Source organism: Caballeronia sp. Lep1P3 (assembly GCF_022879595.1).
Taxonomy (GTDB): domain Bacteria; phylum Pseudomonadota; class Gammaproteobacteria; order Burkholderiales; family Burkholderiaceae; genus Caballeronia.
The window spans coordinates 890,284-917,049 of record NZ_CP084265.1; the positions used below are offsets into that span (position 1 = coordinate 890,284).

Consider the following 26,766-nt stretch of genomic DNA (forward strand, 5'->3'; position numbering starts at 1 on the left):
GGTGTCTCCTTATCCGTGTTTGATCGCGATGGTCTTGAGCGTCGTGAAGCCGTACAGCGCCTCGAAACCTTTCTCGCGCCCATGACCGGAATGCTTGACGCCGCCGAATGGCAGTTCGATGCCGCCGCCCGCGCCGTAGTTGTTGATGAACACCTGGCCCGAGCGCACGCGCCGCGCAAGGCGCATCTGGCGCGCGCCGTCGCGTGTCCATATTGCCGCGACGAGTCCGTAGTCCGTGCCGTTGGCGAGCCGCAGCCCGTCGGCTTCGTCGTCGAAAGGCATCGCGGCGAGCACCGGGCCGAAGACTTCCTCGCGCGCAAGCCGGTGCGTGGGCGGCACGTCGCGCAGAAGCGTCGGCGCCTGATAGAAGCCGGCTTGCGGCGCTTCCGCCACGACTTCGCCGTGCGCGGCCATCTCGATGCCGTCGTGCTGCGCATCGGAGAGAAAGTCCCACACGCGCTGCTGCTGCTTCGCGCTGATGAGCGGCCCGCAGTCCAGATCGAGCGCGCTCGGACCGACCTTCAGCGCCGCGAATGCGTGCGACAGCCGTTCGACGAGCGGCTCGTAGGCCGCGCGCTCGATCAGCACGCGGCTGCCCGCCGAGCACGTCTGCCCCGCGTTTTGCACGATGGCCGCGACGAGCACGGGCAGCGCGGCGTCGAAATCGGCATCGGCGAACACGATCTGCGGCGACTTGCCGCCAAGTTCGAGCGTGACGGGGACGTGGTTGTCGACGGCCATCTTCGTGACCGCGGCGCCCGTCGCGGGCGATCCGGTGAACGAGATATGGTCGATGCCCGGATGACGCGCGAGCGCCGCGCCCGCTTCGTGTCCGTATCCGGTGACGATATTGAGCACGCCTTCGGGCAGGCCCGCTTCGGCGGCGAGTTCGGCGACGCGCAACAGCGACAGGCACGCGTCCTCGGCCGGCTTCACGACGCACGCGTTGCCCGTTGCGAGCGCCGCGCCGACGCTGCGCCCGAAAATCTGCAGCGGATAGTTCCACGGCACGATATGGCCGGTCACGCCGTGCGGCTCGCGAAGCGTGAGCACCGTGAAGCCCGATTGATACGGCAGCGTCTCGCCGTGCAGCTTGTCGGCGGCGCCCGCATAGAACTCGAAATAGCGTGCGATGCCGGTCGCGTCGGCGCGCGCCTGCTTGAGCGGCTTGCCGGTGTCGCGCGCTTCGATCCGCGCGATGTCCTCGTGGCATGCGGCAATCAGCATCGAAAGCCGTGCGAGGATGCGGCCGCGCTCGGCGGCGCTCGTCGCGCCCCATGCGCCATCGTAGGCGGCGCGTGCCGCGCGCACGGCCCGGTCGATGTCCGCGCCCGTGCCGCGCGCGATCTCCGCGAAGACCTGCCCGTCCGATGGATCGACCACCGGAATCGTTTCTCCGCCCGATGCCGCGACCCATCGGTTGTCGATGAAATGCTTCGCGTCTTCCATGCGTGTCTCCTTTTTGCGGTCGTTGCGCTTCTCGATGAATGGCCGCGCTCGCCGGCTCCGGCAAGCGCGCTGGCGCACCGGGGCCGGAAGGCGCCTTTGGCTATAATGCCTGAGTGTTTCACCTCGCAGCGCCCGCGTTCATTCGTGACGCCCGCAAACGCGCCGCATCGAATTTCCCGGTTTCCGAACTCAACTTCTCAGAGAGCGCTCATGAGCTTCAATAACGTACCTCCCGGTAAGGACCTCCCGCAGGATTTCAACGTCATCATCGAAATTCCCGCGCAGAGCGATCCGGTCAAATACGAAGCCGACAAGGACATGGGCCTGCTCGTCGTCGATCGCTTCATCGGCACCGGCATGCGCTATCCGGCCAACTACGGCTTCATTCCGCAGACGCTCTCGGGCGACGGCGACCCGGTCGACGTGCTCGTCATCACGCCGTATCCGCTGCTCGCAGGCTCGGTCGTGCGCGCGCGCGCGCTCGGCATGCTGCAGATGACGGACGAATCCGGCGTGGACGCGAAGCTGGTCGCCGTGCCGCACGACAAGGTCTGCCCGATGACGGCGAACCTCAAGTCCGTCGACGACGTGCCCGAGTATCTGAAGGATCAGATCAAGCACTTCTTCGAGCAGTACAAGGCGCTGGAGAAGGGCAAGTGGGTGAAGGTCGAAGGCTGGGCGGGCATCGAAGCCGCGCACAAGGAAATCACCGAAGGCATCGCCAACTACAAGAAGTAAGCGCGCTTTTTATCGGTGTCATGCGCCGCCGTCCGGTTCGCCGGGCGTGCGGCGTTTTGTTTTTTCGGCTACGCGAACGTGCGGTGCAAGGGCGCTTTACGCGTCGTCGCCGGTCTCTTCTTCGACGATCGGCAGCACGGACGCGAGCGTTCGCTCTCCCGCGATCAACGCGCGCTTTTGCTGCACGGGCAAGCGCTTCACCCAGTATTCGGCGCGCGACGCCTCTGATCTTCCCGCCAGTTCGAACGACGCCATCACGCGCAGCGGTTTCTTCGCGCGCGTGTAACGCGCGCCCTTGCCGCTCGCGTGCGCGGTGAAGCGCGCGTCGACGTCCGTCGCGATGCCGGTGTAGAGGCTGCCGTCGGCGCATTCGATCAGATACAGGAACCAGGGCATCGGCGTTGAGCGAAATGTTTGCGGCGGATTATCCCCGAAAGCACCGCGCGGGTGCATCGGCGGGCTTGCGCGACTTGCGCGAGAATAGCCGCTTTCGGGCGCGCGGCGCGTCCATCGGTCAATTCAGCGAGGTAGCCTGTTGAATCGCGAGGTCGAAATTCATGTGGTCGATACGCTGGAAGACATTTCCGCCGACGACTGGAACCGGCTTGCCGGCGACAATCCGTTCGTGCGGCACGGCTTCCTGCAAGCGTTGCAGGACACGCAATGCGCGGTCAAGCGCACCGGCTGGCGCGCGCATCATCTGATTCTGGAACGCGGCGGCCAGTTCGCCGGGGCCATGCCGCTCTATCTCAAGTCGCATTCTCGCGGCGAATACGTGTTCGACCACGCCTGGGCCGATGCCTTCGAGCGCCACGGCCTGCGCTATTACCCGAAGGCGTTGTCGGCGGTGCCGTTCTCGCCGGTAACGGGACCGCGATTGATCGCGGCGCAGCATGAAGACCGCGTGCTGCTCGCGCGCGGCGCGATCGAGCTGACGCGCAGGCTCGACATCTCGTCGCTGCATGTGCTCTTTCCGCACGCGCAGGACGTCGACGCCCTCACCGACGCCGGCTACATGCTGCGCGAAGGCGTGCAGTTCCACTGGGAGAACCTGCCCGGCGACGGCTACGCGAGCTTCGACGCCTTCCTCGCGACCATGAGCCACGACAAGCGCAAGAAGGTGAAGCAGGACCGCCGGCGCGTGATGGAAGCGGGCGTCGCGTATAAATGGCTGCGCGGCGAGCAGATCGACGAGCGCGCGCTCGACTTCTTCTACGACTGCTACGAGAACACGTACCGCGAGCACTGGAACGCGCCGTATCTGTCGCGCGAATTCTTCGGCCGCATTCACGCCGATGCGCCCGAAAGCATGCTGCTCGCGATCGCCGAAGCGGATGGCGAACGGCTCGCGTGCGCGCTCAACATGATCGGCGGCGACACCATGTATGGCCGCTATTGGGGCACGCGCGAATTCGTGTCGGGGCTGCACTTCGAGACGTGCTACATGCAGGGCATCGCGTATTGCATCGAGCATCGGCTCGCGCGCTTCGAAGGCGGCGCGCAGGGCGTGCACAAGATGTCGCGCGGCATGCTGCCGACGCCGACATGGTCCGCGCACTGGATCGCGGATCAGCGCTTTGCGCATGCGATCAGCGAGTTCCTGGACGCCGAAACGCAGGCAATGGATGAGCATATCGAAGCGCTGGAAGCGCATACGCCGTTCAGAAAGAAGGTTTAGCGCACAATGCGATTTCGCTGCGGCTCTTCGACAACACGCGCCAACAACGACGACCATGAGCAAAAACTTCTTCAATCTCTATAGTCACGGCTTCGCGCGCGTCGCGGTCGCCATTCCGAACTGCAAAGTCGCGGACCCCTCGTTCAACGCGGCGCAAACCATCGAGTTGGCGAACGAGGCCGCGGCGCGCGGCGCGGTGCTCGTCGCGTTTCCCGAACTCGGGCTGTCCGCTTATACGTGCGACGACCTCTTTCATCAGCGCGCGCTGCTCGATGCCTGCCAGGAAGCGCTGCAAAGCATCGTCGATGCGTCGAAGCAACTCGATGTCGCGATGATCGTCGGCCTGCCGATTCATGCCGAGCACAAGCTCTTCAATTGCGCGGTCGTGGTCGCGGGCGGCGCGATTCGCGGCGTCGTGCCAAAGAGCTATCTGCCGAACTACGGCGAGTTCTACGAGGCGCGGCAGTTCAGTCCCGCCGATGCCGCCGTCGCGCGCAGCATCACGCTGTGCGGGCAGGACGTGCCGTTCGGCGCGTCGCTGCTCTTTCAGATCAAGAATCTTCCGCTCTTTCGCTTCCACGTCGAAATCTGCGAGGACGTGTGGGTGCCCATTCCGCCGTCGTCGTTCGCCGCGCTCGCCGGCGCGACCGTGCTCGTGAATCTGTCGGCGTCGAACATCGTCGTCGGCAAGTCGGCGTATCGGCATCAACTCGTCGGGCAGCAGTCGGCGCGCTGCATCGCCGCGTATCTGTACACGTCCGCGGGCGAGGGCGAATCCACCACCGATCTCGCGTGGGACGGCCAGGGCCTCATCTACGAGAACGGCGAGATGCTCGCGGAATCGGAGCGCTTCTCGGGCGAGTCGCACATCATCTTCGCCGATGTCGATCTCGAGCGGCTCTCGCGCGAGCGCATGCGGCAAACCACCTTCGGACGATCGACGCAACGCCACGCCGACGAAGTCGGCAGATTCAGCGTCGTCGAGTTCGCGCTGCCGGCGCCGGTCGACGACGCACTGCCGCTCGCGCGGCGCGTGCAGCGCTTTCCCTACGTGCCCGCCGACGCCGCGCGACGCGACGCGCGATGCAACGAGGTCTACAACATTCAGGTGCAGGCGCTGTTGCAACGGCTGCGCTCGTCGGGGATATCGAAGGTGGTCATCGGCGTCTCGGGCGGGCTCGATTCCACGCACGCGCTGCTCGTCTGCGCGAAAGCGATGGACCGTCTCGGACTGCCGCGCTCGAATATTCTCGCCTACACGATGCCCGGCTTCGCCACGAGCGAGCGCACGCTCAGGCAGGCGCGCGAGCTGATGGAAGTGATCGGCTGCACGGCCGAGGAAATCGACATCCGCGCGAGCTGCACGCAGATGCTCGCCGATATCGGGCACCCGCACAGCGCCGACAACGAGCAGTACGACATCACGTATGAGAACGTGCAGGCCGGCGAGCGCACGAGCCATCTTTTCAGGCTCGCGAACTTCCATAACGCGATCGTCATCGGCACCGGCGATCTGAGCGAACTCGCGCTCGGATGGTGCACGTATGGCGTGGGCGATCACATGTCGCACTACAACGTGAACGCAAGCGTGCCGAAGACGCTCATCACGCATCTCGTGCGCTGGGTCGCGGAGTCGGGGCAGATCGGCGACGCGGGGACGGACGTGCTCGAACACATCCTCGCCACCGACATCAGCCCGGAACTCATTCCGGCGAAGACGAGCGGGGCGCTCGAACAGAAGACCGAGAGCGTCATCGGGCCATACGAATTGCAGGACTTCAATTTGTACTACACGGTGCGCTTCGGTTTCGCGCCGACGAAAGTCGCGTTTCTCGCGCATCACGCCTGGCATGATCGCGATGCCGGCGAGTGGCCCGAAGGTCCGGATGTCGCGCGCAATCAGTACGATCTCGCCGCGATCCGCAAGAACCTGCGCATTTTTCTCGACCGGTTCTTCCGCACGAGCCAGTTCAAGCGGTCCTGCATTCCGAATGCACCGAAAGTGGGATCGGGCGGGTCGCTCTCGCCGCGCGGCGACTGGCGCGCGCCGAGCGATTCGCAGGCAAGCGTGTGGCTCGGCGATCTGGAGCGCATTCCGCTTTCCGAATGACGCGCACTCGCGGTTTCCCGAGCCGATGACCGATTGAAAGCCAGCTAGAATCGAAGTCATCCGTCGCGCGAGCGGCGACACATTTCCGAACCCTTGACTCCGAAGCGAGGCACGCCATGAAACGCATCACCGCCATCATCAAACCGTTCAAACTCGACGAAGTCCGCGAAGCGCTTGCCGAAGTCGGTCTGACGGGGCTGACGGTCACGGAAGTGAAGGGCTTCGGCCGCCAAAAAGGGCACACGGAGCTTTATCGCGGCGCGGAGTACGTGGTGGACTTTCTGCCGAAGGTGAAGATCGAAGTGGTCGTGGCGAACGACCAGACCGATCAGGTCATCGACGCGATCATCGGCGCGGCGCGCACCGGGAAAATCGGCGACGGCAAGATTTTCGTCGCGGAGGTCGAGCGCGTGATTCGCATCCGCACCGGCGAGGAAAACGAAGCGGCGGTCTGAACGCTTGGCTTCGATCTTCGCATGGAGGCCCGCTCGCCCGAGCGGGCCTTTTTGTTTCTGACGCGCGCGCACGCGCTGCGGTAACATCGGCGGCGATAATATTCTTGTAAGGAACGTCCCCGATGCACCACGCGATAGGCTTCATTCAGGATCTCGCTGTGATCATGGCCATCGCGGGCGTCGTGACGGTGCTGTTTCATCGTCTGCGGCAGCCGGTCGTGCTCGGATACATCGTGGCGGGCGTCATCATCGGTCCGTACACGCCGCCGTTTCAGCTCATCAACGACGAAGCCACCATCCAGACGCTCGGCGAACTGGGCGTCGTGTTCCTGATGTTTTCGCTCGGCCTCGAATTCAGCCTGCGCAAGCTCTTTCGCGTCGGCGCGACGGCGTTCGTCGCGGCGCTCTCCGAAATCGTGCTGATGATCTGGATCGGTTACGAGATCGGCCGATGGTTCGGCTGGAACGCGATGGACTCGCTCTTTCTCGGCGCGATGCTCGCCATCTCGTCGACGACGATCATCGTGAAGGCGCTCTCCGAACTGGGCATGAAGCGCGAAGGCTTCGCGCAGCTCGTGTTCGGCATTCTGATCGTCGAGGACATTCTCGCCATTGCCATGCTCGTGCTGCTCTCCGGCATCGCGCAGACGGGCTCGGTCAGCGCGGGCGTCGCGGTCGTCACGCTCGGCAAGCTGCTGCTTTTCATGACGGTGTCGCTCGTCGTCGGCATTCTCACGGTGCCGCGCGCGCTCAATTACGTCGCGCAGTCGAAGAGCGACGAGATGCTGCTCGTCACCGTGCTCGGCTTCTGTTTCGGCTTCTGCCTGCTCGTCGTGAAGCTCGATTATTCGATCGCGCTCGGCGCGTTCCTGATCGGCGCGATCATGGCGGAATCGAAGCATCTCGCGCGCATCGAGCATCTCATCGCGCCGGTGCGCGACATGTTTTCCGCCATCTTCTTCGTGACCATCGGTTTGCTGCTGAACCCGGCCGTGCTCGTCGATTACGCGTGGCCGATCGGCGTCATCACGGTGGCGGTCGTGCTCGGCAAGATCGTGTCGTGCGGGCTCGGCAGCTTCCTCGCGGGCAAGGACGGGCGCACGGCGATGCGCGTCGGCATGAGCGTCGCGCAGATCGGCGAGTTCTCGTTCATCATCGCGTCGCTCGGGCTGTCGCTCAAGGTGACGAGCAGCTTTCTCTATCCGATCGCGGTTGCCGTGTCCGCGCTCACGACGCTGTTCACGCCGTATCTGATGCGCGCCGCCGATCCGCTCACGCTGTGCGTCGCCCGCGCGATGCCCGCGCCGCTCGCGCACACGTTCGGCCTCTATTCGCAATGGCTTGCGAGTCTCGCGCCCGCGTCCGGCGGCGCGTCGCTGTTCTCGATGACGCGGCGCATCGTGCTGCAGATCGCCGTGAATCTCGCGCTCGTCGCGGCGATTTTTCTCGGCGCATCGTATGCGGCGCCGTTTGCGTCGAGCCATCTTTCGCGCTGGCTCGAAACCGGGAACACGCAGCGCGTCGTGCTGTGGGGCGCGGCGCTCGTCATCGCGTTGCCGTTTCTGGTCGCGGTGTATCGCAAGCTCGAATCGCTCGCGCTTCTGCTCGCGGAAGTGAGCGTGCAGCCGGCGAAGGCCGGGCGCTTCACGAGCGCGATCCGCTCGGCCATTTCCGGCCTCATTCCGATTGTCGCGATGTTCGGCGTCTTTCTGCTCGTCGCCGCGCTTTCGGGCGGCATCCTGCCGCCGTTCGGCCTGATGGTCGGCGTGCTTTTGTGCGCGGCGCTGCTGCTGACGGTTCTTTGGCGCTGGTGCGTGAAGATCCACGCGACGATGCAGATCGCATTGCGCGAGACGCTGGAAGAGACGCGCGATCACTAGCGGCGGCGCGTCCGCGAGAATGTGAGCAAATGTGTGCTGGTTTGCGTCGCCCGGTTCGATAGGCGGATAATTGGACTCCCTCCATTCTCCTAGCGGCGCCGCGCGCCTCACATCGGGATGAGCGAAAACAACACGTCGAACGCCTCAGGCACCCCCGCAAACACCCACGTAACGAGCCGCGGCGCGGATGCCACCGGCTCCGGCACGCCGACCGACCGCGTATCGACGGATTCGCCTTCGAGCGCGTCGACCGTCGAACCGGCCGATACTCGGGCGGCGCGGCGCGAAGAAGCGTTGCAGTCGGCCCGCGAAGCCCGCGCGAATGCGGCGAGCGCGACGAGCGCGCAGGAAGCCGCCGTCCGCGCGAAGCATCCGCCGCGCGCGGAACGCGTAGAGCGCGTAGAGCGCGTAGAGCGCGTAGAGCGTGCCGATGCCCGAGCGAGCCTCGCGCAGAACCTCGAAGCCGCGACCGAAGCCGAAGCTGCTTCTGAAACCCCGACCGAAGCCGATCTCGTCACCGATGCCACGCTCGCGCCGCCCGCCGTCGCGTTGCCGCCCGAGTTCACCGCCGCGCCGGATTTCGGCAAGTTGAATCCGCCTCCGGTCCCGCCGCAGGCCGCCGCCGATTCCGCCGCAGCGCAGCCCGCGTATCTCAAGTCGTCGGATTCGGCGTGGTCCGTGTTCGGGCGCATCATCGCGGCGCGCGCGCGGCAGATTTTCGACCGGGCGGGGCAGCGCATCACGCAGCGCACGCTGCGCATCGGCGTGTCGGCGCGCATCTTTCACCCGGAACCCGGCGCGAAGGGCTTGCGCGGAAAGACGCTGCAATATCTCGAGGAATCGATCGCGCACTGGGTCATGTCGCGCGACGTGCTCGTGTTCATGATTCCGACGGTCGGTCATCAGGGGATGCTGCATCCGAGCAACATCCGTCTGCGCGATTACGCGAAGCATCTCGACGGCCTCTTGCTGCAAGGCGGCGCGGATGTCTCCCCGCAGTCCTACGAGGAAGTCGCGACGCGCCCCGAATGGCCGGGCGACCGCGTGCGCGACATGTACGAACTGGAACTGCTGCACGAGTTCATCGAATCGGGCAAGCCGGTGCTGGGCGTGTGCCGCGGCTGTCAGCTCATCAACGTGGCGTTCGGCGGCACGCTTTACGGCGACATCGCCACCGACGTGCCGACCGCGGGCATCCACGTCAACGAGCATTACGACCAGCATCGCCACTCGATCCGCTTTCCGGATGGCTCGTCGCTCGTCAACATGTTTCCGCACCAGCGCGAGGCCGTCGTCAATTCGATTCACCATCAGGCGGTGAAGACGCTCGGCCGCGACCTGAACATCGAGGCGGTGTCGTCGTCGGATGGCATCGTCGAGGCGGTGCGTTATCGCAAGGCGCCGTTCGTCGTCGGCGTGCAGTGGCATCCGGAGTTTCATCGCGCGGGCGGGGCGGAGTTGCTCGACTGCACGCCGCTGCTCGATACGTTCCTGCGCGTCGCCCGCGAGACGCGGTTCTAGGCGCGCGTTTCGATTCTTTCCCCAAAAAACATAAGGCCCGCTTTTATCGAGCGGGCCTTGTGTTTTTGCTGCGCGCTGCGTTGTTCAGCGCGATGGCGTGGCCGTGGCCGGCGCAAGCCCGGCTTCGGTTGCGCGCTGAAGCTGATCCACCTGCTGTTGCAGCGCGCGCAGCTTGCGTTCGGCTTCGAGCTTGTCGCCTTGCAACGCCGCCGATTCGACCTGCAGCTTCTGCTGACGTTCCGACACTTGCGAGTCCTGCTGCTGCGCGAGCGCGAGGTCCGCGGTGAGGCGGCTCGCCCGGTCCGACGATACCGCGATCACGCGTTCGAGCAACGCGGTTTGCGCCTGCAATTGCGTGCGGCGAATCTCGCCGTCCGCAAGTTCATAGCTCTTGCGCGCGAATTGCGCGTACACGGATTCGGCGCGCGCTTCGTCCTGGGTTTTCACGACGCGCCACAAGCGCGTGTCCTGCTGAAGCGCGACGTAGTACAGCATGTCCTGCGGCAGGAAATAGAGCTTCGCGCCGTAGCTCGCGTTGCGCGTCGCGCGCAATTCGGTGACGCGGCCCGCCTGAACGAGATCCTGCAACTCGGCGAGATTGCCCGCGCCCGACGCGGAGCCGTCGGGCTGGACGCTGGACACGTCCACCGCCGATGCCGCTTGCGCGTCCTTGGCGGCGGGCGCGGCGCAGGCGCTGGTGATGGCGTTGGTCAATGCTCCGCAGAGCGACATGGCGACGGCTAGCGTCGCGAAACGGATAAGGCGTGAGTGCTTCATGTTGGCGTCATTGCCGATAAGGTTGAACGGTGGTGGCGCGAGTCTAATTCCCGGCGGCGTCGGCGGCGTCGGCGGCATCGGGGGCGCGGCGCTCCTGGCGCGGCGCGGCGTTGCTGTCGAGCGTCGGCGAATGCTGAAGGATCGCGTAGAGCGCGGCGACGTTCATCGCGCCCGACGCTTGCGAGCGAGCTTGCGCGTCGGCGTGGGACTTCTGCGTGGGAGCGGCGTGTGGTTTGTGCCCGCCGGCTGCATTCCGGCGCGGCGCGCTCGCGGGCGATGTCCGCTTCCGATGCGGACCGGTCGAAGCCAGCCGCGCCGGGCGGCCCGGCGCACGCGCGTGTTCGGCGGAAGCGTCCGGCTTTTTCGCGCTAGCTTCGGGCTGTGCGCCGGTTTTGAGATTCGTCGCCGATGCCGCGACGCCCGTGTTCGACTCGACCGCAGGCGCGATGTCGGCGCTTGCGGCCACGAGCAGCGGGGCGGCATGTGGTGCTGACTGAGCCGCTGACTGGCTCAATCCGGCCGAACCGGCGCGGTCCGCCGTCGAAAGCGCGGCTGCGGGGTCGTCATTCAGCGGGCGCAGATCGTGGCCGAAGAGCAGCCACACGATGACGGCAGCACAGCCGATTGCAATCGCCGTGCGCAGCGCCTTGTACACGATGCCCGGCTCGTCCTCCTGCGCGGGCGACGGCGCGTCGACGGCAAGCGGAATCGGAGCGGCTATGTCATCGCGCGGAGACGCTTCGCCCGACGATTCGCCCGCCTGCATCAATTGCAGCATTCTTTGGCGAATCTGGCCTTCCGAGAACGCGCTCCACAGACTGGCGGCGCGGTAAGACGAGGCGGTACGGGAAAGACGCGCCGCGTCCACATACGCGGTATGGAGCCGCGCTGCGGCAATGGCGAATTCGGACTGCGACACAGTGGGACGTGTCGTCATGGGCGACCATTCGCGACCGAACGTGACGGACGGATCGGCGAGTGCACGCACCGGGGGCAGGCGCAGCGTGCCTTCGATAGCGATCAGGGGCTCGGTCATGAAGATTCCAGAGGCGTGAGGCGAGGCGCGGGGAGGGGCCGCTTCGAGACCCGGAAGGCCGCGCCGAATGGCGGCGCATCGAAGCGTCCCGCGGGAAGCCGAAGTTGACTCGCGATGATACGAAAGCGCCGCGCGCGCTGCGACAGGATTTCTCCGAAAACCAATTTTTTATAGGATCACTGATTGACGAACGGCTGATGCTGTGATGCGTCGATGTGAATCACGCCAGCCGCAGAACATAACGAAGCGAGAACACGTCCACGCCGCCCACGCGATCCGGCTCCCGCGCCGCAAACGTCCAGCCGCGCGATTCATAAAAGCCGATGGCCGCCGCGTTGCCTTCCAGGACGGACAGATGCAGTTGCCGCGCGCCGCGCGCTCGCGCCCAGTGCGCGGCGCGCTCGAGCATCGCGGTGCCGGCGCCGAGACCGCGATGCTCTGGCAGTGCGTGCAAATTGTCGATGAGCGCGCTGCCCGCTTCGTCCGGCTGCAGGACGCAAACGAAGCCGACCGGCACCGCGCCGAATTCCGCGATGAAGACGCAGCGTGCGCCGGCTTCGAGTTCCGCCGCGTGGTCCAGCCAGTGCGCGGCGCGATCGGCTTGCAGTTCGCGGTCGAGAAAGGCGTCGGGGAGGATGCCGCGATACGCCGACGCCCAACTGCGCGCGTGTATCAATGCAATCAGACGGAGGTCGTCGGCACAGGCACAGCGCAAACGCAGTCCGGTTCCTGTAGGCGATGTGTTAGGCATGAGTAAGCAGTATTTAAAGTACTTTCGTGTCGGTTTCAGAGAAGTTAAGTGCAGGGACGCCTCGCCAGGCGTTAAGATTCCAGAAACCCACTATTACAAAAACGGTAAAGGGTTAACCCTGGGAACATCACGGCCCGCCCCCGCGCCAGCCCTCCAGCCAAGATTCGAGAAAGTCCATGTCCACGACTCATGCAACACCCGCCAATGAATCGAAGTTCAAGACGGTATTTCGCGTCGTCAGCGGAAACTTCCTTGAGATGTACGACTTCATGGTGTACGGCTATTACGCCTCGGCGATCGCCAAGACCTATTTCCCGAGCGGCAGCGACTTCGCTTCGCTCATGCTCGCGCTCTCCGTGTTCGGCGCGGGCTTTCTGATGCGCCCCGTCGGTGCGATCGTGCTCGGCGCGTACATCGACCATCACGGGCGACGAAAGGGCCTCATTCTCACGCTGACGCTCATGGCGATCGGCACCGCATGCGTCGCGCTCGTGCCGGGCTACGCGACCATCGGCGCGCTCGCGCCGATCATCGTGCTGGCAGGCCGGCTGTTGCAGGGCTTCTCGGCCGGCGTGGAACTCGGCGGCGTCTCGGTCTATCTCTCGGAAATCGCGACGCGCGGCAACAAGGGATTCTATTGCTCGTGGCAATCCGGCAGCCAGCAGGTGGCGGTTGTGTTCGCCGCGCTCATCGGCGTAATCATGAACCGCACCTTGCCCGCCGACCAGATGAGCGCGTGGGGCTGGCGCGTGCCGTTCCTGATCGGTTGCCTGATCGTGCCGTTCCTCGTGATCGTGCGCCGCTCGCTGCGCGAAACGGACGAGTTCCTCGCGAGGAAGCATCGCCCGGCCATGGGCGAAATCGCGCGGTCGATCGCATCCAACTGGCCCGTCGTGGTGGCCGGCATGGGCATGGTCATCATGACGACCGTCTCGTTCTACATGATCACCGCGTACACGCCGACCTTCGGCAAGGAAGTGCTGAAGCTCTCGGCCATCGACGCGCTCGTCGTGACCGTGTGCGTCGGCCTCTCGAATCTGGTCTGGCTGCCGCTGATGGGCGCGCTCTCCGACCGCATCGGCCGCCGTCCGGTGCTGCTTTTCTTCACCATCGCGACGATTCTCACGTCGTATCCGGCGGTGCAGTGGCTCGTCGCGGAGCCGTCGTTCGCGCGGCTCCTGATGGTCGAACTGTGGCTGTCGTTCCTCTACGGCAGCTATAACGGCGCGATGGTCGTGGCGCTGACCGAAGTGATGCCGGTCGACGTGCGCACCACGGGCTTCTCCATGGCCTACAGTCTCGCGACGACCATCGGCGGCTTCACGCCCGCCATTTCGACGTATCTGATTCACGCGACCGGCAACAAGGCCGCGCCGGGCCTGTGGATGGGCCTTGCCGCGGTGTGCGGGCTGATCGCGACGGTCGTCCTGTACCGAAGCTCCGAAGCGCGCAATCAGTACAAGACTGCGTGATCTCGCGGCGCGTGCATCGTCGAAGTGGATAAAAACCCCCTCGCGTCTGAAAAGGCGCGAGGGGGTTTGCTTTGGGGCGCAGGAGATCGGTGGATCGGTGGATCAGTCGCGCAGGGCGGCGGCCACTTCTTCGATGACTCCCGCCCATTCGCCCGCCGCGCGCTGACGCACGAGTTGCGCGCGCGGATACCACGCGGTGCGGTTGCCATCGACGCCCCAGCGCCAGTCGGCGGCGAAGGGGAGCATCACCCACAGCGGCTTGCCGAGCGCGCCCGCGAGGTGTGCGACGGACGTATCCACGGACACGATCGCATCGAGGCGGTCGATGATCGCGCCGGTATCGGCGAAGCTCTCGAGCCGTCCTTCCACGCGATGAATGCATTTCGCCCGCGGATGCGCGAGCAGGGCGGTGCGTTCGTCTTCGGTGAGAAACGGCTGAAGCACGATCCAGTCGATGCCTTCCACTTCGAATAGCGGCGCAAGCGCCGCCACTTGCACCGAGCGCGTCTCGCCTGGCTGCAGGCGGCCCGACCACGCGATGCCGATCTTGCGCCGCTCCTGGCCGCCGAGCGAGCCGCGCCACTTGCGGCGATGCTCGGCCGGCACGACGAGGTACGGCGCGCGCGCGGGAATCGCATCCTGCGACGTGATGGCGAGCGCGAGCGGCAAGCTCAGAAGCGGACAGAAGACATCGACGCCCGTGCGCGGTTCGTCGGCGCGGCTTCTCAGTTCGATGCGCGCCGCGTGCGCCGCCGGCGCGAGCATGGGGACGAGCGCCGGCTGCACTTCGAGCACCAGCTTGCCGACGCGCTTCGCCGCGAACGCCGCGAATCGCATGAACTGCAGCGTATCGCCGAAGCCCTGTTCCGCGCGCACGAGCAGCGTGCGGCCGGGCAGCGGCTCGCCCGTCCAGCGCGCGAACGGCGGCGCGGGCTCGCTGCCAGGCGTCTTCAGGCGCCACTCGTATTCGGGCAGGCCGCGTTCGTAGTCGCCTGTCGCGAGCAGCGCGAGTCCGCGGTTCAGATGTGCGGCGGGCATGGCCGGATCGAGGCGCAGGGCTTCGTCGAACGCACGGATGGCGGCGGCGTGCGCGGCGAGCGCCAGATGGGAATTGCCGAGGCACAGCCACGCGACCGCGTACTTGGGATCGAGGCCGACTGCGCGCTCGTACGACCGCACGGCTTCGTCGTGACGATTCAGCTTGGCGAGCGCGTGACCCAGCCCGAAGTGCGCCGGCGCGAAGCGCGGCTGCATGCCGACCGCTTTCTCGAGCGCGGGCAGCGCCTCTTCCGGATGACCGCGCGCGTCGAGCAGATTGCCGAGGTTGAAGTACGCGGCGACGTAGTTCGGCTCCGCGTCGATGGCGGCGCGAAAGTGCGCGACCGCGCCGAGCGTGTCGCCGAGCGCGTTGAGCGCCATGCCGAGATTGTTGTGGGCGCCCGCGTGACGCGGCCGCAGCGCGAGCGCGCGACGGAAAGCGCGGGCGGCGTCGTCGTGACGCGAGAGCGCCGCGAGCGCGTTGCCGAAGTTGTTCCAGGCGGCGGCGTCGTTCGGTTGCAGCCGCACGGCTTTCTCGAACGCATCGGCGGCATCTTCATGGCGGCCGACCGCCGAATACGCATTGCCGAGGTTGTACTGCGCGAGCGGAAAGCCCGGCGCGAGCGTGAGCGCGTTGCGAAAGCGCTCGATGGCGTCGTCGATGCGGCCGAGCGCCTTCAGCGCATTGCCGAGGTTGAGCTGCAGCGCGGCGTCGGTCGGGCGCAGATCGACAGCGCGGGCGACGAGCTCGGCCGCTTCCGCGTGCTGCCCCTGCTGATGGCGCAGCACGCCGAGGTAATGCAGCGCTTCGACGTGAGAAGGTTCGGCGGCGAGCGCGGCCTGATAGTCGCGCTCCGCCTCGGTCAGGCGGCCGTCACGATGGGCCGCGAAGCCGCGGGCGAATACGGTGTCCATGACGGAGAAATTTTGCAAACCCCGCATTTTCCCACACTGCAAAGCGTCGGTCGGATTCTTCTGTTGACACGTTGCGGCGCCGCTCATTAACATATGAACACCTATTCATATGTTGGCGGTCAGCTTGGCTTCGTCTTCTTCTGCGTATGCGTCGGGCGCCATGACGTCCGATGACCGCGTCGTGCCGCTCGCGGATCTTTTTCGTCTGCTTGGCGATCCCACACGGCTGCGCATCGTGCTTGCATGCGTCGAAGAGCGGCGGGCGGTGGGCGCGATCGCGGCATCGCTCGGGCTCTCGGGCTCGCTCGTGAGCCACCACTTGCGCCTGTTGCGCGCGGCGCGGATCGTGCGAGCCGAGCGGCAGGGCAAGCAGGTCTTCTACGCGGCAGCGGACAGCCACATCACCGCGATGCTGGGCCAGCTGCTGGAACACGTCGCCGAGCCGCAAGCCGACGCAGCCGACATCGATTCAACCGACTGAACGCCGAGACACGCCGATGAGTACGCACTCGCATCACGAACATCACTCGCATGATGGACATCACGCGCATCACGGCGATGACGACCACGCCGGTCACGCGCACGGACATGGTCATGGTCATGGTCATGGTCACGCTCATGGTCCGGGCGGGCATCATCATCATCACGCGCCGCAGGCGGGGCAGGGGCGCACGTTCGCGCTGGCGGTCGGGCTGAATGTGGTGATCGTGGTGGTGCAGGGCGTCTATGGGCTGCTCGCGCATTCCACAGCGCTCCTTGCCGACGCCGGCCACAATCTTTCCGACGTGCTCGGTCTGCTGCTTGCGTGGTGCGCGGTGTGGCTCGGGACGCGCCGGCCCAGTGCGCGGTATACGTTCGGGCTTGGCAGTTCGTCGATTCTGGCGTCGCTTGCGAACGCGGCGCTGTTGCTCTTCGCGTGCGGCGCGATCGTGCTCGAGGCGCTGCAGCGCTTGCTGAACCCGGCGCCGGTGGCTGGCTTCGACGTCTTCATCGTCGCGACGCTGGGGCTCGTGGTGAACGGCTTTTCTGCATGGCTCTTCATGCGCGGCGGCAAGGAAGACCTGAACGTGCGCGGCGCATTCCTGCACATGGCCGGCGATGCCGCGATTTCCGCCGCCGTCGCGGTGAGCGGGCTCGTGATTCTCTATACGGGATGGAACTGGATCGATCCGGTGATGAGCATCGTCGTGGTCGCGGTGATTCTCTACGGCACCTGGGGCCTCGGCCGCGATGCGATGCGTCTTGCGCTTGCCGCCGTCCCGCCGGGGATCGATACGGGGCGCATTCAGGGGTATCTATCGGCGCTGCCGGGGGTGCGGGGCGTGCATGACCTGCACGTATGGGCGCTTTCCACCACCGAGAATGCGCTCACTGTTCATCTCGTCATGCCGAAAGGGCATCCGGGGGATGCGTTCTTGCAAGGCGTCGTTGCCACGCTGCGGCAGGACTATGCGATGCATCATGCTACGTTGCAGGTCGATTTTGGGGATGTATGTGGACAGTGTGTTCTTAACGAGCGTTGAAGGCTTGGTCTTTTAGGTGGTGCTTGTTTTCGTGTCGGTCTGTTTGTGTTGCCCCTGTGCGGGGCGGCAGTCGTTTTCTTATTCTCGTGTCGGTTTATTAGCTCGCCGCTGTGCGGGGCGGCAGTCACTTTCTTTGCTTGGGACCAGAGTAAGGCGCTAAAGCGCCAACTCTGGTCGACACAAAGAAAGTAACCAAAGAAAGCAGCTTTTCGAGCCCGCAGCAGCTAGTGCGTGGGCAGCTTGCGGAAAGACGGTGGCACTCGGTTAATGAACAGCCTTGAATGACCTTCCACGCCCACTGAGCGCCACGTCCTGCGAGCCCCTTGGCTCGTCAACACCACATCCCCGTTTTCCGTTCACGCCTGCGGTCCCCGTCGCTAGTCAGCGATGGGCAGCAATGACTTCTGCAAGGGCAGCTAACTGCTTAGCATGCAGGACCGCGTCACGGCAGGCACGGTAGTCATAGCAGTCATAGCAGTCACGACAGTCACGAAAATCGCGCATACGCTTGCAGACCGATGGTGTTGTCGAGCCAAGGGGCTCGGAGGACGTGGCGCTCAGTGGGCGTGGAAGGTGATTCAAGGTTGTCTATTAACCGAGTGCCAATGCCTATTCGCAAGCTGCCCACCTGTTAGATGCTGCGGGCTCGAAAAGCTGCTTTCTTTGGTTACTTTCTTTGTGTCGACCAGAGCGAACCTATCCGCGTTTTTGTGGGCGAGGCGGTTAGCGGAGTTACCCGCGTGCGTTGGTAAAACGCTCTCCAAACAGAATAGCGAACTGGTTCATGGCGGAGGACCAGTCAAATGCCGCCCGTACCGACTTCGCCAGCACATTGCGCAATGCCAGCCAAAGCAGCTTGATGGCGGCCTCGTCGTTGGGGAAGTGGCCGCGCGTCCTGATGATCTTGCGCAGTTGCATGTTCAGACTCTCAATGGCATTGGTGGTGTACACCACCCGGCGTATCGCCGGGGGAAACACAAAGAACGGTGTGACGTTCTCCCATGCCCGTCGCCATGACTGCACGATGGTCGGATACTTCGCGCCCCATGGCCCTTCGGCAAAGGCCTCCAGCGCCTGCTGCGCGGCCTGTTCGCTGGCCGCCCCATAGATCGGACGCAACGCGGCGGCGACGCTTTTACGGTCCTTGTAGCTGGCGTATTCCAGGCTGTTGCGGATCAGGTGCACGATGCAGGTCTGCACGGCCGTGCGCGGGTACGCTGTGCCGATCGCCTCGGCCAGCCCCTTCAGGCCGTCGACGACCGCGATCAGGATGTCCTGGCAGCCCCTGGTCTTCAGTTCATTGAACACCTTCAGCCAGAACTTCGCGCCTTCGGTCTGCTCGATCCACAGGCCGAGCACGTCGCGCTGGCCGTCGGCCTGAATGCCCAGCGCCAGATACACCGCCTTGTTGCTCACCACGCCGTCGCCACGGATCTTCACGCGCAGCGCGTCGAAGAACACCACCGGGTACATCGCCTCGAGTGGACGGCTTTGCCAGGCCAGCGTTTCAGCCATCACCTCATCGGTGACCGAACTGATGAAATCGGGTGAGACCTCGGTGCCATAGCTTTCGGCCAGAAATGCCTGAATCTCGCGCACGCTCATGCCGCGTGCGTACATGGCGATGATGCGCTCGTCAAAGCCCGCGAAACGGCGCTCGTGCCTGGGAATCAGGATCGGCTCGAAGCTGCCTTCACGGTCGCGCGGCAGATCGACCCGCACCGCGCCGCGCTCGGTGATGACGGTCTTGCCGCTGGCGCCGTTGCGTTCATTGGTCTGCTCGGCAGGCTTGGGCTGGCCGGGCCGGTAGCCCAGATGCATGCTCATTTCCGCGCCCATCGCGCGTTCGATGAGCGCCTTGTTGAACGCCAGCATCAGGTCCTGGACCTCACCGGGCGTCATCGGACCCTTCACCAGCTCATCAAGCAGCGCTTCAGGCAACTCAGGCAGCGGCCCGCGGGCCGCTGCCTGAGACGCGACGGTGCGTTTCTTCTTCATCGGCATATCCATGACTTTTACCTCTCATGATATGCCTCGCCCACGGAATTACGGATAGGTCCACCAGAGCTGGCGCTTTAGCGCCTTACTCTGGTCCCAAGCAAAGAAAGTAACCCCCGCCCCGGGGAGGGGCAACGCCAATAAACCGACACGGAAAATAAGAACCCAAAGAACGCAGAGCCAAACCCAAAACCCAACGAGCGTAGACTAGACCAGAAAACAAAAGGACAAAACCCGAGAGGCAAACCGAGCATGTTCGCACGCAAACTAACCCCGAACGATAAACTCGACGTAGCCCCCGTCCTGATCGTCGGCGCGGGTCCGACGGGCCTCGCCGCGGCCATGTCTCTCGCGCGCGCGCACATCCCCGTGCGCCTCATCGACCGGGCGCGCGAACGGTCGCCCTATTCGCGCGCCATCGGCATTCAGGCACGCACGCTCGAACTCTTCGAACAGCATCGCGTCGTCGGGGCGTTTCTCGAACTCGGTCATCGCGCGCGCGTCGCCAATCTGTATTCGAACGGTCAGCGCCTCGCGCGTCTCGACTTCGATCCGCTGCAAACGCGCTATCCGTACATGCTCTTTCTCGATCAATCGGAAACCGAACGGCTGCTCGCGGAGCATCTGGCGCAATGCGGCGTGCTCGTCGAGCGCGGCGTCGAACTCACCGATTTCACGCAAGGCTCGGCGGGCGTGCAAGCCACGCTGCGTCATCCCAACGGACGCGACGAAACGCTGCGTCCGTCATACATGATCGGCGCCGACGGCGCGCACAGCTTCGTGCGGCATCGGCTCGACATCGGCTTCGAAGGCAAGACCTTCGATCAGACATTCGTCCTCGCCGACCTGCACGCCGAATCTGACTGGCCCGACGACGAATTCCACATCTTCGCGTCAGGCGAAGGGCTCGCCGCACTTTTCCCGATGGGCGGCGAGCGCGCGCGTCTCATCGCGGACCTGCCCGCGCATGCCGATACGAAGACCGTCGCCGCCGCCGCCGCCGACGCGCCGCCGCACGGCCCGACGCTCGACGAATGCCGCGCGCTCATCGAGCGGCGCGTGCATCATCGCGTGCTGATCTCGGACCTGACGTGGTCGTCGTACTTTCGCGTCAACAGCCGCATGGTCGACCGCCTGCGCGCGGACCGCATTTTCCTCGCAGGCGATGCCGCGCACATCCACAGTCCGGCAGGCGCGCAGGGCATGAACACCGGCATTCAGGAAGCGTTCAATCTCGGCTGGAAAATCGCGCGGATGCTCGCGGGCGGCGCAAGCGAGCGTCTGCTCGATACATATCACACGGAGCGGCATCCGATCGAGCGCGACGTGCTGCGTCAGACGAGCATGCTCACGCAAATGGCCGAAGCCGAACACGGGCCGATGAAACTCATGCGCGAGCACGTCATGCCCGCGCTCGCCGCGATCGGTCCGCTGCGCGATGCGATGCGCCGCACCGTGAGCGAGCTGTCGATCAACTATCGCAAAAGCCCGCTCACGCTCGAACGTCTGCTCGACGGCGGCCCGCGCGCGGGCGAACGCGCGCCCGATGCGCGCGTGCATGTGATCGACGGTCCGCTCGGGCGCCTGCCGGGCGTCGGTTGTCTCTACGATCTGCACGATCCCGGCTGCTTTTCGCTCTTTCTGCTCGTGCATCCAGCCGGCGGCGACGACATCGCGCTCGCGCCCGCGACGATCACCGTTGCCCACGCGATGCGCGACGCCACGCTCGACGGCCTCGCGCAATCCATCGAGGCGATCCTGCCGAACGCGGTGCGCATCTGGCGCATCACCGATACGAGCGGCGACGACGCGCAATCGCTCATCGACAACTACGGGCGCACGCGTCCCGCGTTCTATCTCGTGCGGCCGGACGGTTATGTGGCCGCGCGCGGGCGCGCGCCTGCCGATGTTCCCGCGTTTCTGCGCCACTGCGAGACGTGGTTCGGGCAAGAGCGCGCGGGCACGGAAAAGCGCGCCGTCAGCGACTATCCGGAAGAGTAGGAAAAGAAAACGCCCCGACGAAGCCGGGGCGCACAAGGCACGACAGAGAGCACGAAAAAGCGAAAGCGTCAGGCGGTCGCGGCCTTCGGCTGCAAATCCGCCTTGTGCAGGCCGAGCGCTTCGCGCACGATCGGTTCCATCGACGCGCTCGCTTCCGGATTGTCGAGCGCCGTCAGAATCGCACTGCGCATGCGCGGCTCCCAGAAGCGGCGGATATGATCCGCGACGCCATCGACGGCCTCGGCGTGATCCGGCATCGAATCGAAGAACTGGCCGATGCGGTTCGCCATCTCGATGAGGTTATCGACGTCCATGTGTCATTTCCCCGAAGTGGTCGTCAGGTCGCGCATGTTGAGCAACTCCAGTTGCTGCGTGTTGAAGCGCGAATAGTCCTTCTGCCATTGCGACGGCTGTTCCACCGGCATCACCTGCACCGCCGTCACCTTGTATTCGGGACAGTTGGTCGCCCAGTCGGAGGAATCGGTCGTGATCACGTTCGCGCCCGATTCCGGGAAGTGGAACGTCGTATAGACGACGCCCGGCTGCATGCGCTCGGTGACTTTCGCGCGCAGCACGGTTTGCCCCGCGCGCGATTCGATGCCGACCCAGTCGCCCGTCGCGATGCCGCGATCTTCCGCGTCGTGCGGATGAATCTCCAGCCGGTCCTCTTCGTGCCAGCGCGAATTCTCCGTGCGCCGCGTCTGCGCGCCGACGTTGTACTGCGACAGAATGCGCCCCGTCGTCAGCAGCAGCGGGTACTTGCGCGTGACCTTCTCCGGCGTCGCGATGAACTTCGTGATGACGAAGCGTCCCTTGCCGCGCACGAATTCGTCGACGTGCATCGTCGGCGTGCCGTCCGGCGCCTTCTCGTTGCACGGCCACTGGATGCTGCCGAGTTCCTCGATCTTGTCGTAGGACACGCCGTGGAACGTCGGCGTGAGGCGAGCGATCTCGTCCATGATCTCGGACGGATTCGCGTAGTTCATGTCGTAGCCGAGCGCGCGAGAGAGCAGGATCGTCACTTCCCAGTCGGAATAGCCGGCAAGCGGCGGCATCACCTTGCGCACGCGCGAGATGCGGCGCTCCGCGTTGGTGAACGTGCCGTCCTTCTCCAGAAAGGTCGAGCCGGGAAGCAGCACGTGCGCATATTTGGCGGTTTCGTTGAGGAAGATGTCCTGCACGACGATGCATTCCATCGCCGACAGCGCGCCCGCCACATGCTGCGTGTTCGGGTCCGACTGCACGATGTCCTCGCCCTGGCAATACAGGCCCATGAACGTGCCGTGCGTGGCGGCGTCGAACATGTTCGGAATGCGCAGGCCCGGCTCCGGCTGCAACTTCACGTTCCACGCTTCCTCGAAGAGCGCGCGCGTCGCGGCATCGCCGATATGGCGATACCCCGGCAACTCGTGCGGGAACGAGCCCATGTCGCACGAACCCTGCACGTTGTTCTGGCCGCGCAGCGGATTCACGCCGACACCTTCGCGGCCGACGTTGGCCGTCGCCATCGCGAGGTTCGCGATGCCCATGACCATCGTCGAGCCTTGCGCGTGCTCGGTCACGCCGAGCCCGTAGAAGATCGCCGCGTTGCCGCCCGTCGCGTAGATGCGCGCGGCTTCGCGCACTGTCTGCGCGGGCACGCCGGTGATCGCTTCCATCGCTTCCGGCGAGTTTTCTTCCGTGGCGACGAAATCGCGCCATTGCTGGAACGCGCGCGGCTCGCAGCGTTCCGCGACGAACTGCTCGGCGACGAGCCCTTCGGTGACGATCACGTGCGCGAGCGCGTTGATCATCGCGACGTTCGTGCCCGGACGCAGCGCCAGATGATGCGATGCCTTTACGTGCGGCGTATCGACGAGATCGATGCGGCGCGGATCGATCACGATGAGTTGCGCGCCTTCACGCACGCGGCGCTTCAGGCGCGACGCGAAGACAGGGTGGCCGTCCGTCGGATTCGCGCCGATCACGACGATCACGTCCGCCTTTTCGATGGACGCGAACGTCTGCGTGCCCGCCGATTCGCCGATGGTCGTCTTGAGGCCGTAGCCCGTCGGCGAATGACAGACGCGCGCGCAGGTATCGACGTTGTTGTTGCCGAACGCGGCGCGCACGAGCTTTTGCACGAGATACGTCTCTTCGTTCGTGCAGCGCGACGACGTGATGCCGCCGATCGAATCGCGCCCGTACTTGTCCTGGATGCGGCGGAATTCGCTCGCCGCATAGTTGATCGCTTCTTCCCACGACACTTCGCGCCACGGATCGGTGATCTTCGCGCGGATCATCGGCTTCTTGATGCGGTCCTTGTGCGTCGCGTAGCCCCACGCGAAGCGGCCCTTCACGCACGCGTGGCCTTCGTTCGCCTGGCCGTTCTTGTTCGGCGTCATGCGCACGACGGTGCTGCCCTTCATCTCCGCCTTGAGGGAGCAGCCGACGCCGCAGTACGCGCACGTCGTCACGACCGAATGCTCGGCCTGACCGAGCATGATGACGCTCTTTTCCTGAAGCGTGGCGGTCGGGCAGGCGGCGACGCACGCGCCGCACGACACGCATTCGCTTTCCATGAACGGCACGCTTTCGCTCGCGGCCACGCGCGATTCGAAGCCGCGCCCGGCGATGGTGAGCGCGAAGGTGCCTTGCGTTTCCTCGCACGCGCGCACGCAGCGATTGCAGACGATGCACTTCGCCGGATCGTAGGTGAAGTACGGGTTCGATTCGTCCTTCTTGTCCTTCAGATGGTTTGCGCCTTCGTAGCCGTAACGCACTTCGCGCAAGCCGACGACGCCCGCCATGTCCTGCAGTTCGCAATCGCCGTTGGCGGGGCAGGTGAGGCAATCGAGCGGGTGATCGGAGATATAAAGCTCCATCACGTTGCGGCGCAGCGACTGCAGTTTGTCGGTTTGCGTGCGCACTTTCATGCCCGCTTCCACAGGCGTCGTGCACGAAGCGGGATAGCCGCGCTTGCCTTCGATTTCCACGAGACAAAGACGGCACGAGCCCCACGGTTCGAGCGAATCGGTCGCGCAGAGCTTCGGCACGTTGACGCCGGCTTCGATCGCCGCGCGCATCACGGACGTGCCCGCGGGCACGGTGACGGACTCGCCGTCAATTTCGAGCGTGACGTCGACATCGGCGTGGCGCAGCGGCGTGCCGTAGTCGGTTTCGTCGAACGGATCGCGACGTTGCACCGATGCCGCGCTCTTGCACGCGCAGTTGCCCGAGCCGCAGCCGTTAATCGTGTTGGACATTGTTGTCTCCTCTCGGCCGGCTTCGACGCTTACGTCTTGCCCGGCCCCATGCAATGAATTCGCGTCTTGACTAGGCGGCTTTCTGGGCCGGCGTGCGCGGCAGGCCGAAATCCTCGGGGAAATGATCGAGCGCGGAGAGCACCGGGAACGGCGTCATGCCGCCCATCGCGCAGAGCGAGCCGCCGATCATCGTGTCGCACAGTTCGCGCAACAGCGTGATCTGCTTCACCGACGTATCGCCCTCGCGGATTTTCGCGATGACTTCCTCGCCGCGCGTCGATCCGATGCGGCAGGGCGTGCACTTGCCGCACGATTCGATCGCGCAGAAATGCATCGCGTATTGCGCGAGTTCCGCGAGATTCGAGGTGTCGTCATGAATCACGAGACCGCCGTGGCCTACCACCGCGCCGACCTTCGCGTATTCCTCGTAGTCGAGCGGAATGTCCCACTGGCTTTCCGGCAAATACGTGCCGAGCGGCCCGCCGACTTGCACCGCGCGCGCCGGACGGCCGCTCGCCGTGCCGCCGCCGTATTCGTAGACGAGTTCACGCAGCGTCACGCCGAACGCGAGTTCCACGAGACCGCCCTGGCAGACGTTGCCCGCGAGCTGGAACGGCAGCGTGCCGCGCGAGCGTCCCATGCCGTAGTCGCGATAGAACGCCGCGCCCTTCGCAAAGATGATCGGCACGGTCGCGAGCGTGATGACGTTGTTGATGACCGTCGGCTTCCCGTACAGGCCGACGAGCGCGGGCACCGGCGGCTTCGCGCGCACGATCCCGCGCTTGCCTTCGAGCGATTCGAGCAGCGCCGTTTCCTCGCCGCAGACATAGGAACCCGCGCCTTTCGCCACGTACAGATCGAATGCGTGCGATGTGCCGAGCACGCTCGCGCCGAGCCATCCGGCATCGCGCGCGCGGTCGATCGCGCGGTTGAGCGTCGCAATCGAATGCGGATACTCGCTGCGCACGTAGATGTAGCCTTTGGTCGCGCCCGTCGCCACGCCCGCGATGATCATTCCTTCGATCAGCATGTACGGATCGCTTTCCATCACGAGGCGGTCCGAGAACGTGCCGGAATCGCCTTCGTCCGCGTTGCAGACGATGTACTTCTGATCCGCGAGCGCCGCGCGCACGGTCTTCCACTTGATGCCGGCCGGGAACGCCGCGCCGCCGCGTCCGCGCAGGCCGGAATCGACGAGCGCCTCGCAGGCGGCGTCGCCGTTCATCGCGAGCACGTTGCGCAAGCCCTGCAAGCCGCCGAGCGACACGTAATCGTCGATGGAAAGCGGGTCCGTGATGCCGATGCGCGCGAACGTGAGGCGCTGCTGATTCTTGAGGTACGCGATCTCGTCGACGACGCCGACGCACTTGTCATGCGCGCCGCCGTCGATGAACCCGGCATCGAACAGGCCCGCCACGTCTTCGGCTTCCACGTTCGAATAACCGATTCGCCCGCCCGGCGTTTCCACTTCCACGAGCGGTTCGAGATAGAGAAGCCCGCGCGATCCGTTGCGTACGATCTGCACGTCGATGCCGCGCGCTTCCGCAGCGCTGGCAATCGCTTTGGCGACGCCTTCCGCGCCGAGCGCGAGCGCCGAGGAATCGCAGGGAACGTAGATGCGCGTCATGCTGTCACCTCGCTGGCTTGCTTCGCCGCTTCGTACAGGCGGTCGAACTTCTGCGGCGTCATCTTCGCGTGAACTTCGCCGTTGATCGTCATGGCCGGCGACAGCGCGCACTGGCCGAGGCAATACACGGATTCGAGTTCCGTGTCCTCGGCGTGGCCGCTATCGAAGCGGCAGCCCGTGTGTCCCTCGATGTGATCCTTCAGCGCTTCGGTGCCCATGCTGCGGCACGATTCCGCGCGGCAGAGCTGCACCGTCACGCGCGCGGGCGGCGCCGAGCGGAAGTGATGGTAATAGGTGATCGTGCCGTGCACTTCCGCACGCGACAGCGACAACGCGCGCGCAAGCGGAGCGACGACTTCGGCCGGCACGAAGCCGGTTTCGTCCTGGATGGCGTGCAGGATCGTCATGAGCGTCGCGCCTTGCACGGCGTGACGGCTGACGAGGTCTTCCGCTGCGGCGGCGGATAGCGGCGGTTGTGTCATGGGGCTCCTCCGGGGCGTCGGCATATGTTTTGTCGGTGCATATTTCGGTCATATAATCACTAGCGCCGAG

At 65.1% G+C, this 26,766-nt stretch carries 21 protein-coding genes; 10 read left to right on the forward strand and 11 right to left on the reverse strand.

Annotation, left to right across the window (positions count from 1 at the left end; all coding sequences use genetic code 11):
- Nucleotides 1-9: 9 nt before the first annotated feature.
- Nucleotides 10-1,449, reverse strand: coding sequence for an aldehyde dehydrogenase family protein (locus LDZ27_RS04140; RefSeq protein ID WP_244815456.1), 1,440 nt, complete (start codon nucleotides 1,447-1,449; stop codon nucleotides 10-12).
- Nucleotides 1,450-1,659: 210 nt separating this feature from the next.
- On the opposite strand from LDZ27_RS04140, the gene ppa reads away from it, so the two are divergent.
- Entirely contained in the window at nucleotides 1,660-2,187 is a 528-nt protein-coding gene (gene ppa, locus LDZ27_RS04145; protein WP_244815457.1) for an inorganic diphosphatase, read from the forward strand.
- Between the two features lie 96 nt (nucleotides 2,188-2,283).
- On the opposite strand, the gene LDZ27_RS04150 is transcribed toward ppa, so the two are convergent.
- A complete protein-coding gene (locus tag LDZ27_RS04150; RefSeq protein WP_244815458.1) occupies nucleotides 2,284-2,583 on the reverse strand; it encodes a GIY-YIG nuclease family protein in 300 nt (99 codons plus the stop codon).
- A 139-nt stretch (nucleotides 2,584-2,722) separates the two neighbouring features.
- On the opposite strand from LDZ27_RS04150, the gene LDZ27_RS04155 reads away from it, so the two are divergent.
- From LDZ27_RS04155 to LDZ27_RS04175, 5 genes are all read left to right on the forward strand, one after another.
- Nucleotides 2,723-3,865, forward strand: coding sequence for a GNAT family N-acetyltransferase (locus LDZ27_RS04155; RefSeq protein ID WP_244815459.1), 1,143 nt, complete (start codon nucleotides 2,723-2,725; stop codon nucleotides 3,863-3,865).
- Nucleotides 3,866-3,920: 55 nt separating this feature from the next.
- Nucleotides 3,921-5,975, forward strand: coding sequence for an NAD(+) synthase (locus LDZ27_RS04160; protein WP_244815460.1), 2,055 nt, complete (start codon nucleotides 3,921-3,923; stop codon nucleotides 5,973-5,975).
- 116 nt (nucleotides 5,976-6,091) lie between these two features.
- Nucleotides 6,092-6,430, forward strand: a complete 339-nt coding sequence (gene glnK / locus LDZ27_RS04165; protein ID WP_086969848.1) for a P-II family nitrogen regulator — start codon at nucleotides 6,092-6,094, stop codon at nucleotides 6,428-6,430.
- 122 nt (nucleotides 6,431-6,552) lie between these two features.
- Nucleotides 6,553-8,310, forward strand: a complete 1,758-nt coding sequence (locus LDZ27_RS04170) for a cation:proton antiporter (RefSeq protein ID WP_244815461.1) — start codon at nucleotides 6,553-6,555, stop codon at nucleotides 8,308-8,310.
- 117 nt (nucleotides 8,311-8,427) lie between these two features.
- Nucleotides 8,428-9,831 carry a gamma-glutamyl-gamma-aminobutyrate hydrolase family protein gene (locus tag LDZ27_RS04175; RefSeq protein ID WP_244815462.1) on the forward strand — a complete coding sequence of 468 codons (1,404 nt, stop codon included), beginning with the start codon at nucleotides 8,428-8,430 and terminating at the stop codon, nucleotides 9,829-9,831.
- An 84-nt stretch (nucleotides 9,832-9,915) separates the two neighbouring features.
- On the opposite strand, the gene LDZ27_RS04180 is transcribed toward LDZ27_RS04175, so the two are convergent.
- The 3 genes from LDZ27_RS04180 to LDZ27_RS04190 all read right to left on the reverse strand — a co-directional run bounded on the left by LDZ27_RS04180 (nucleotide 9,916) and on the right by LDZ27_RS04190 (nucleotide 12,395).
- Nucleotides 9,916-10,608, reverse strand: coding sequence for a DUF2968 domain-containing protein (locus LDZ27_RS04180; RefSeq protein ID WP_244815463.1), 693 nt, complete (start codon nucleotides 10,606-10,608; stop codon nucleotides 9,916-9,918).
- Between the two features lie 43 nt (nucleotides 10,609-10,651).
- Nucleotides 10,652-11,644, reverse strand: a complete 993-nt coding sequence (locus LDZ27_RS04185) for a hypothetical protein (RefSeq protein ID WP_244815464.1) — start codon at nucleotides 11,642-11,644, stop codon at nucleotides 10,652-10,654.
- A gap of 220 nt (nucleotides 11,645-11,864) precedes the next feature.
- Nucleotides 11,865-12,395 (reverse strand): GNAT family N-acetyltransferase, encoded by a 531-nt coding sequence (locus LDZ27_RS04190; protein WP_244815465.1) that lies wholly within the window; start codon nucleotides 12,393-12,395, stop codon nucleotides 11,865-11,867.
- A 176-nt stretch (nucleotides 12,396-12,571) separates the two neighbouring features.
- Between LDZ27_RS04190 and LDZ27_RS04195 the strand changes: the two genes are divergently transcribed.
- Nucleotides 12,572-13,867, forward strand: a complete 1,296-nt coding sequence (locus LDZ27_RS04195) for an MFS transporter (RefSeq protein WP_244815466.1) — start codon at nucleotides 12,572-12,574, stop codon at nucleotides 13,865-13,867.
- A gap of 102 nt (nucleotides 13,868-13,969) precedes the next feature.
- Here the strand turns inward: LDZ27_RS04195 and LDZ27_RS04200 are convergent, their stop codons facing one another.
- Nucleotides 13,970-15,820, reverse strand: coding sequence for a tetratricopeptide repeat protein (locus tag LDZ27_RS04200; RefSeq protein WP_244815467.1), 1,851 nt, complete (start codon nucleotides 15,818-15,820; stop codon nucleotides 13,970-13,972).
- Nucleotides 15,821-15,980: 160 nt separating this feature from the next.
- Here LDZ27_RS04200 and LDZ27_RS04205 point away from each other — a divergent pair, with 160 nt between their 5' ends.
- Together LDZ27_RS04205 and LDZ27_RS04210 are read left to right on the forward strand one after the other, a co-directional pair.
- Entirely contained in the window at nucleotides 15,981-16,301 is a 321-nt protein-coding gene (locus LDZ27_RS04205) for a helix-turn-helix transcriptional regulator (protein ID WP_244815468.1), read from the forward strand.
- Between the two features lie 16 nt (nucleotides 16,302-16,317).
- A complete protein-coding gene (locus LDZ27_RS04210) occupies nucleotides 16,318-17,343 on the forward strand; it encodes a cation diffusion facilitator family transporter (protein WP_244815469.1) in 1,026 nt (341 codons plus the stop codon).
- A gap of 732 nt (nucleotides 17,344-18,075) precedes the next feature.
- Here LDZ27_RS04210 and LDZ27_RS04215 read toward each other — a convergent pair.
- Complete coding sequence (locus LDZ27_RS04215; protein ID WP_370653380.1) at nucleotides 18,076-19,347, reverse strand: IS256 family transposase; 1,272 nt, start codon at nucleotides 19,345-19,347, stop codon at nucleotides 18,076-18,078.
- 246 nt (nucleotides 19,348-19,593) lie between these two features.
- Between LDZ27_RS04215 and LDZ27_RS04220 the strand changes: the two genes are divergently transcribed.
- Nucleotides 19,594-21,342 (forward strand): FAD-dependent monooxygenase, encoded by a 1,749-nt coding sequence (locus LDZ27_RS04220; RefSeq protein ID WP_244815470.1) that lies wholly within the window; start codon nucleotides 19,594-19,596, stop codon nucleotides 21,340-21,342.
- 68 nt (nucleotides 21,343-21,410) lie between these two features.
- On the opposite strand, the gene LDZ27_RS04225 is transcribed toward LDZ27_RS04220, so the two are convergent.
- The 4 genes from LDZ27_RS04225 to LDZ27_RS04240 form a co-directional block, all read right to left on the reverse strand.
- The gene (locus LDZ27_RS04225; protein ID WP_244815471.1) at nucleotides 21,411-21,656 is read right to left on the reverse strand and encodes a formate dehydrogenase subunit delta; all 246 of its coding nucleotides are present in this window, start codon (nucleotides 21,654-21,656) and stop codon (nucleotides 21,411-21,413) included.
- Nucleotides 21,657-21,659: 3 nt separating this feature from the next.
- Nucleotides 21,660-24,587 carry a formate dehydrogenase subunit alpha gene (gene fdhF, locus LDZ27_RS04230; RefSeq protein WP_244815472.1) on the reverse strand — a complete coding sequence of 976 codons (2,928 nt, stop codon included), beginning with the start codon at nucleotides 24,585-24,587 and terminating at the stop codon, nucleotides 21,660-21,662.
- Between the two features lie 70 nt (nucleotides 24,588-24,657).
- Complete coding sequence (locus tag LDZ27_RS04235; protein WP_244815473.1) at nucleotides 24,658-26,214, reverse strand: NADH-quinone oxidoreductase subunit NuoF; 1,557 nt, start codon at nucleotides 26,212-26,214, stop codon at nucleotides 24,658-24,660.
- Nucleotides 26,211-26,696: an NAD(P)H-dependent oxidoreductase subunit E gene (locus LDZ27_RS04240; RefSeq protein WP_244815474.1), complete on the reverse strand. Its 486-nt coding sequence runs from the start codon at nucleotides 26,694-26,696 to the stop codon at nucleotides 26,211-26,213. The genes LDZ27_RS04235 and LDZ27_RS04240 overlap by 4 nt, the downstream gene beginning before the upstream one ends.
- Nucleotides 26,697-26,766: the final 70 nt, after the last annotated feature.

Bases quoted from the DNA above. Each gene is read 5' to 3' on its own strand.
- LDZ27_RS04140 (WP_244815456.1), bottom strand. From the start codon at position 1,449: ATGGAAGACGCGAAGCATTTCATCGACAACCGATGGGTCGCGGCATCG.
- ppa (WP_244815457.1), top strand. From the start codon at position 1,660: ATGAGCTTCAATAACGTACCTCCCGGTAAGGACCTCCCGCAGGATTTC.
- LDZ27_RS04150 (WP_244815458.1), bottom strand. From the start codon at position 2,583: ATGCCCTGGTTCCTGTATCTGATCGAATGCGCCGACGGCAGCCTCTAC.
- LDZ27_RS04160 (WP_244815460.1), top strand. From the start codon at position 3,921: ATGAGCAAAAACTTCTTCAATCTCTATAGTCACGGCTTCGCGCGCGTC.
- glnK (WP_086969848.1), top strand. From the start codon at position 6,092: ATGAAACGCATCACCGCCATCATCAAACCGTTCAAACTCGACGAAGTC.
- LDZ27_RS04170 (WP_244815461.1), top strand. From the start codon at position 6,553: ATGCACCACGCGATAGGCTTCATTCAGGATCTCGCTGTGATCATGGCC.
- LDZ27_RS04175 (WP_244815462.1), top strand. From the start codon at position 8,428: ATGAGCGAAAACAACACGTCGAACGCCTCAGGCACCCCCGCAAACACC.
- LDZ27_RS04180 (WP_244815463.1), bottom strand. From the start codon at position 10,608: ATGAAGCACTCACGCCTTATCCGTTTCGCGACGCTAGCCGTCGCCATG.
- LDZ27_RS04185 (WP_244815464.1), bottom strand. From the start codon at position 11,644: ATGACCGAGCCCCTGATCGCTATCGAAGGCACGCTGCGCCTGCCCCCG.
- LDZ27_RS04190 (WP_244815465.1), bottom strand. From the start codon at position 12,395: ATGCCTAACACATCGCCTACAGGAACCGGACTGCGTTTGCGCTGTGCC.
- LDZ27_RS04195 (WP_244815466.1), top strand. From the start codon at position 12,572: ATGTCCACGACTCATGCAACACCCGCCAATGAATCGAAGTTCAAGACG.
- LDZ27_RS04200 (WP_244815467.1), bottom strand. From the start codon at position 15,820: ATGGACACCGTATTCGCCCGCGGCTTCGCGGCCCATCGTGACGGCCGC.
- LDZ27_RS04205 (WP_244815468.1), top strand. From the start codon at position 15,981: ATGACGTCCGATGACCGCGTCGTGCCGCTCGCGGATCTTTTTCGTCTG.
- LDZ27_RS04210 (WP_244815469.1), top strand. From the start codon at position 16,318: ATGAGTACGCACTCGCATCACGAACATCACTCGCATGATGGACATCAC.
- LDZ27_RS04215 (WP_370653380.1), bottom strand. From the start codon at position 19,347: ATGCCGATGAAGAAGAAACGCACCGTCGCGTCTCAGGCAGCGGCCCGC.
- LDZ27_RS04220 (WP_244815470.1), top strand. From the start codon at position 19,594: ATGTTCGCACGCAAACTAACCCCGAACGATAAACTCGACGTAGCCCCC.
- LDZ27_RS04225 (WP_244815471.1), bottom strand. From the start codon at position 21,656: ATGGACGTCGATAACCTCATCGAGATGGCGAACCGCATCGGCCAGTTC.
- fdhF (WP_244815472.1), bottom strand. From the start codon at position 24,587: ATGTCCAACACGATTAACGGCTGCGGCTCGGGCAACTGCGCGTGCAAG.
- LDZ27_RS04235 (WP_244815473.1), bottom strand. From the start codon at position 26,214: ATGACGCGCATCTACGTTCCCTGCGATTCCTCGGCGCTCGCGCTCGGC.
- LDZ27_RS04240 (WP_244815474.1), bottom strand. From the start codon at position 26,696: ATGACACAACCGCCGCTATCCGCCGCCGCAGCGGAAGACCTCGTCAGC.